The 3,836-nt window shown below is 61.2% G+C and carries 3 protein-coding genes; 1 reads left to right on the forward strand and 2 read right to left on the reverse strand.

Annotated features, from left to right (window positions below; all coding sequences use genetic code 11):
* On the forward strand, window positions 1-1,883 hold a 1,883-nt coding region (gene ppdK, locus QZS13_RS10050; protein ID WP_295588564.1), incomplete at its 5' end, for a pyruvate, phosphate dikinase.
* Between the two features lie 189 nt (window positions 1,884-2,072).
* On the opposite strand, the gene QZS13_RS10055 is transcribed toward ppdK, so the two are convergent.
* The gene (locus QZS13_RS10055) at window positions 2,073-2,726 is read right to left on the reverse strand and encodes an aromatic acid exporter family protein (RefSeq protein ID WP_295588566.1); all 654 of its coding nucleotides are present in this window, start codon (window positions 2,724-2,726) and stop codon (window positions 2,073-2,075) included.
* A 271-nt stretch (window positions 2,727-2,997) separates the two neighbouring features.
* On the reverse strand, window positions 2,998-3,836 hold an 839-nt coding region (gene dapF / locus QZS13_RS10060), incomplete at its 5' end, for a diaminopimelate epimerase (protein WP_295588567.1).

The following is a 3,836-nucleotide window of genomic DNA, read 5'->3' on the forward strand; positions in this document are numbered from 1 at the left end:
ACTGCGGCACCGGCGTTGCCTTCACCCGTAACCCCGCCACCGGCGAGAAGAAGCTCTTCGGCGAGTTTTTGACCAACGCCCAGGGCGAGGACGTGGTGGCCGGCGTGCGCACCCCCATGCCCATCAGCCAGATGGCCGAGAAGTTCCCCGAGGCCTTTGCTCAGTTCGAGCAGGTCTGCAAGATCCTGGAGGATCACTATCACGACATGCAGGACATGGAGTTCACCGTGGAAAACGGCAAGCTCTACATGCTCCAGACCCGCAACGGCAAGCGCACCCCCGCCGCCGCTTTGAAGATCGCCTGCGACCTGGTGGACGAGGGCATGATCGACGAAAAGCAGGCCGTGGCCATGATCGAGCCCCGCTCTCTGGACACGCTGCTCCATCCCCAGTTCGACGCTGAGGCCCTGAAGAAGGCTCCCCTGATCGGCTCCGCCCTGGCTGCTTCCCCCGGTGCCGCCTCCGGCAAGATCGTCTTCACCGCTGAGGACGCCAAGGAGTGGGCCGCCCGCGGCGAGAAGGTGGTTCTGGTCCGTCTGGAGACCTCTCCCGAGGACATCGAGGGCATGAAGGCCGCCCAGGGCATCCTGACCGTCCGCGGCGGCATGACCTCCCACGCGGCCGTGGTGGCCCGCGGCATGGGCGAGTGCTGCGTCTCCGGCTGCTCCGCCATCAACATGGACGAGGCCAACAAGCAGTTCGAGCTGGGCGGCAAGGTCTTCCACGAGGGCGACTGGCTCTCCCTGGACGGCTCTACCGGCAAGATCTATGACGGCGCCATCCCCACCGTGGACGCTTCCATCGGCGGCGAGTTCGGCCGCGTCATGGGCTGGGCAGACAAATATCGCCGCCTGCAGGTCCGCACCAATGCCGATACGCCGCACGACGCCGCCCAGGCCCGCAAGTTCGGCGCCCAGGGCATCGGCCTGACCCGTACCGAGCACATGTTCTTCGACGAGGACCGTATCCCCGCCATCCGCGAGATGATCTGCTCCGACACCGTCGAGCAGCGTGAGAAGGCCCTGGCCAAGCTGGAGCCCATGCAGCAGAGCGACTTCGAGGGCATCTATGAGGCCATGGAGGGCTGCCCCGTCACCATCCGCTTCCTGGATCCCCCTCTGCACGAGTTCGTGCCCACCGAGGAGGCCGACATTGAACTGCTGGCCAAGGACATGGGCAAGTCTGTCGCCGAGATCAAGAACATCATCGCCTCTTTGCATGAGTTCAACCCCATGATGGGCCATCGCGGCTGCCGTCTGGACGTCACCTATCCCGAGATTGCCGTCATGCAGACCCGTGCTGTCATCAAGGCCGCTCTGGCTGTCCAGGCCCGTCATCCCGAGTGGAACATGGTGCCTGAGATCATGATCCCCCTGGTAGGCGAGGTCAAGGAGCTGGCCTATGTGAAGAAGATCGTGGTGGAGACCGCCGACGAGATCATCAAGGCTGCCGGCTCTGACATGAAGTATCTGGTTGGCACTATGATTGAGATCCCCCGCGCGGCCCTGACTGCCGACGAGATCGCCACCCAGGCCGACTTCTTCTCCTTCGGTACCAACGACCTGACCCAGATGACGTTCGGCTTCTCCCGCGACGACGCCGGCAAGTTCCTGGACGCCTACTACGACAAGAAGATCTACGAGAACGATCCCTTCGCCAAGCTGGATCAGAAGGGTGTGGGCAAGCTGGTGGAAATGGCCTGCAAGCTGGGCCGCAGCGTGAATCCCAAGCTGCACCTGGGTATCTGCGGCGAGCACGGCGGCGATCCCTCCTCCGTGGAGTTCTGCCACAGAGTGGGTCTGGACTATGTCTCCTGCTCTCCCTTCCGCGTGCCCATCGCACGTCTGGCTGCCGCACAGGCTGCCATCAAGGACGAGAAGTAAACTTCTCCCCCTTTCAAAGTCAAAAGAGGATGCCGCTGAAAGCGGCATCCTCTTTTTTCATTATTGCCATGCGCTCCCACCGCTCCGCGCCAGGCTGCGGCGGCGCTTTTGTGCATAGAAAAACTGCAAGAAAAGCTGCAAAAAAGCGCCCCCGCAGGGGCGCTTTTTATAAATATAAATAGCCGGTTTTCAATCTGTGTCCCAGGAGCGGTCCTCCCAGTAATAGCTGATGCGGCTGTCGACATTCCACAGTGCCTCCAGCCACCGCTCCACCCGATGGCGCGGGAAGTATTTGTTGATGAACAGCGCCACCACCACGCCCACGCCGGTGTCAAAAATCCGGTTGAGGGCATAGCTGATATAGGTATCCACCGGTGTGTTGAACAGCAAGATGCATAGCACCACACCGCCGGGCTGTACACCCCCTACCCAGAATACCTGGCACAGCACAATCAGCAGAATTGTGCCCACGAACACCAGAAAGACCAGCAGCAGCGACCGGCCGCCCTCCGGATGGACAAACAGGTAGATGCGGAACATAACCATGCCGATGACGCCGCCGATGGCCGTACCGAACAGGCGGTTGCCGCCGTTGAGCTTGGAGTGCTCCATGCTGTTGCCCAGGCCGAAAATGGCGCCGATGCAGGCAAAGGCCGGGCTGCGGTCCAAAAAGTAGTAGATCAATGCGCACAGAGCTGCTGCTGTGGCAGTCTTGATGGTCCGCATACCCACTGTGGGGCGGCGGCGCTGGGGCGGCAGTGTCCCCGGCTGAATCGGCGGGGCGGCCGGTCCCGGTTCACCGGGCGTTTCAGGTTTACTGGGCGTGGTTGGCTTTGTGTCCATAGGGTTCCCTTTCTTTGCGCGCGGCCGCTGTTGACTTCAAAATTTGGAAGTTCCAGGAAGCTATTCTTGGTTCCTGCGCAGCGCCGGAGCGCTTTCGCAGAACCGGGGCGGTGCCCAAAACTTCCATAAAATACCGCATTAACGGTATTATAGCATGGAACCCTGAATTGAAGGAAAATAACTTTGCGAAAAAAGTAACAATTTTTTTAACGCTCTGTTGTGCTAACTGCTGTGAACAAGGCGGCGCCGAAACGGCGCCGCCTTGTTTTCCTTAATATTCCACTTCTCCGGTGAACACCAGCTTGGCGTCGCCGGTCAGGGTGACGCGCTCGTCCGTGTAGTTGACCACCAGGTCGCCGCCCCGGACACGCACGGTCACATCGCTGCCCTTGGAGCAAAGGCCGTTGGCCACAGCGGCCACCACCGCCGCGCAGGCGCCGGTACCGCAGGCCATGGTCTCGCCGCTGCCCCGCTCCCAGACCCGCATCTTGATGGTGTTGGGGTTCACCACCCGGATGAATTCCGTGTTGATGCGCTCGGGGAAATAGGGCGCATGCTCGAACCGGGGACCGATGAAGTCGATGTCCACTGCGTCCACCCGGGGGCAGAACACCACGCAGTGGGGATTGCCCACATCCACGCAGGTAATCTCATAGGGCCGTCCGCCGATCCGCACCGGATAGTTGACCACCGTCTCCTCCTGAATGGAAAAGCGCAGCGCAGCGGTGTTGAGGGTTGCCTTACCCATATCCACGCAGGCGGAGGTCACCTTGCCGTTGGTGGTGTACACCTGCACCTGCTTGACGCCCTTGCCCGTCTCGATGGACAAAATGTCCTTGCGGACGAAGTCGTTGTCGTAGAGGTACTTGCAAAGGCACCGCAAGGCGTTGCCCGCCATGGAGCCCTCGCTGCCGTCGGCATTGAACATCCGCATCTTGGCGTCGGCCTTGTCCGAGTGCTCCATGAGGATGATGCCGTCGGCGCCGATGCCGTAGTGCCGGTCACACAGCGTCACGCACAGGGACTCCGGGCAGGTGATCTCTCCCCGGAAGTTTTCCAGGAAGATGTAGTCGTTGCCGCAGGTCTGCATCTTGGCAAAGGGCAGCTTCT

This window comes from uncultured Oscillibacter sp., from assembly GCF_900546705.1.
Classification (GTDB): domain Bacteria; phylum Bacillota; class Clostridia; order Oscillospirales; family Oscillospiraceae; genus Oscillibacter.